The organism is Stackebrandtia sp., from assembly GCF_035643755.1.
In the GTDB taxonomy this organism is placed as follows: domain Bacteria; phylum Actinomycetota; class Actinomycetes; order Mycobacteriales; family Micromonosporaceae; genus Stackebrandtia.
Genome location: NZ_DASQPW010000308.1, coordinates 1 through 2,235, shown reverse-complemented (window position 1 = coordinate 2,235; position 2,235 = coordinate 1). Strand labels below are relative to the sequence as shown.

Sequence of the window (2,235 nt, the reverse complement as noted above, 5' to 3'; positions counted from 1 at the left end):
TCCGCAGGTGACTGCCGACGACGCGAAACAGCGCCGAGGCGACGCCGAAGCAGGCGCCTCCGCTGGCCGACAGCACCAGGGCGCGCACGCGTCCCCCGGCGCGCCAGGTCAACAGCGGCCCGGCGACGCACAGCAGGGCGGCGGCCGAGCACAACAGGGCCAGCGCCGTCGGGTCGGCCTCGGCGGCGCCGACCTGGGCGGGAAGGCTGGACACGATGCCGGCCAGGCCGACGGCCACGGCGACGCAACCGGCCACCTCGGCCATGGAGAGGCGGCGCCGGCGCCAGCGGGCCGACAGCCACACCGCGACCAGCAGTCCACTGACGCCCAGGGGTTGTACCAGCGTGACCGGGGCGGCCGACAGGGCGACGAGGTGCGCGGCGACCCCGGCGAGGGTGAGGGCGCCGCCGGCCAGCCAGCGCCGGTCGCGCGCCAGGCGCAGCAGCGCGGAGGGGCCCGCCAGGGCCCTTCCGGGTACGGCGGCGACGGGTCTTTCCTGGGCGGCCTGGCCGGCGGCGATGCACCAGGCCCCGGCCACGGCCAGCCCGACCTGCCACATCACGGCGCACCGCCGGACTCGGTGCGTGGCGCTTCGTCCAATCTGGGCAGTGCCATGCGCGGGCCTCCGGTTCGTCGATGGCGCCGTCGGTGTGCGGCGCCGTGTCCAAGAATCGACGCGGCGGACCGTTTCGCCATCGGGGAACGACCCGGTCGTGGCCCTGAAACCGCGACCCTGACGGTCCCCTGAGACGACCCTGAATCCCCCAGGTCATCGGCGCATGACGACGATGCGACGAAGATCCGAACAGTGAGGATGGAGTTGCCCTCGGCGCGGAGTAAGGTGTTCTCGCGTGGCCAACGGACGCACGCAGACCCGGCAGGAATTGTCGACCGCCGCCCTGCGACTGTTCGCCGAACACGGATACAGCGCCACCACTGTGGACCAGATAGCCTGCGCCGCGGGCGTCGCCCGCCGCACCTTCTTCCGCTACTTCCCCACCAAGGAAGACGCGATCTTTCCCGACCACGACTCCACCGTCGTGACGGTCGGCGAGGTCCTGCGGCGCGCCAGCCTCGACGAGGATCCGCTGGTCGTGGTGTGTCGCGGCATCCGGGAGGTCTTGCGGATGTACGCTGCCGACCCGGTCGCCTCGGTGGCGCGGTACCGGCTGCTGCGGGAGGTGCCGACGCTGCGGGAGCGAGAGATCGCCGTGGTGTCACGCTACGAGCGCCTGTTCACCAAGTATCTGCTGGCCCATCCCTCCACCCAGGAACGCGCGGGGGGCGACGGCTCGCTGCTGGCCGAGGTGGCCGCGGCGGCGGTGGTCGCCGCCCACAATCACGTGCTGCGCTCCTGGCTGCGCTCGGGCGGCATCGGCGACGTCGGGGCCAGGCTCGAGGTGGCGTTGACGGCGGTGCGCGAGACCTTCCTGAAGAGACGGTCGGGACTGGACGGCCACGACGTCATCGTCACGGTGGCGCGCAGCGGGTCGACGGTCGACGAGGTGGTCGACGCGGTGCGCGGCGCGTTGAGCTTAAGGTCCGGGTGGGCGCCAGATCGACGTCGGCGCCGCGATGAAGGGTCTTGGTGAGGTCGCCGGCCTGCTGGCGGATCTCGGGGATGGCCGTGGTCTCCCAGGCGCTGCCGCGCCGCAGCGCGCCGACCACGTGGATCGAGGCGTTGACATTTCCCGCTCGATCGATGAGTCGGCCGTGACCGTCCACGTCGAGCCCCCAGCGAAACGGCCCGGTGCGGCCGACGCCGTCGTCCAACAGCCCGCGCACCAGGGGATCGGCGGCCGCCGGGAGCCGCCCGGGGCCGGTGCAGTTGACGATCGCGGCGAAGCGCTCGGTGCGCCCCGAGGCGAAGGTGACCCGCGCGCCGCCGTCGGCGGCGTCGATGGCGGCGACGCGATCGGCGCGCACGTGCAGGCGGCCCTCCTCGCGCAGGCCGGACAGCTGGGTGGCGATCACCGGCGCCATGCGGTGGCGGTGGATCTCCCACAGCCGGGAACCGTGCTCCAGGAAGCGTTTTCGGGATGACTCCGACATCCCGCTCCACAGGGTGTCCACGTGGGGGCGGATCGCGTCCACCGTGGCCCGCCAGTCGCCGGAGGCGGCGGCGCGCATCCGGGTGGCCCGCCACAGCGCGGCCAGCGACGCCGTGCGGGCGGGGGCGAAGAAGCCGTCGCCGCGCAGCAGCGAGTCGACGCGGTGGGCCCGGGGCAGGAGGCC

Annotated in this window: 2 protein-coding genes; one reads left to right on the top strand and one right to left on the bottom strand. The window is 73.6% G+C overall.

Translation table 11 applies throughout. From position 1 onward, the window contains the following. Positions 1–559 (bottom strand): DMT family transporter (locus tag VE172_RS24205; RefSeq protein WP_324804580.1); only part of this gene is annotated, 559 nt, incomplete at its 3' end. Positions 560–851: 292 nt separating this feature from the next. Between VE172_RS24205 and VE172_RS24200 the strand changes: the two genes are divergently transcribed. Continuing rightward, positions 852–1,592, top strand: coding sequence for a TetR family transcriptional regulator (locus tag VE172_RS24200; protein ID WP_324804579.1), 741 nt, complete (start codon positions 852–854; stop codon positions 1,590–1,592). Positions 1,593–2,235: the final 643 nt, after the last annotated feature.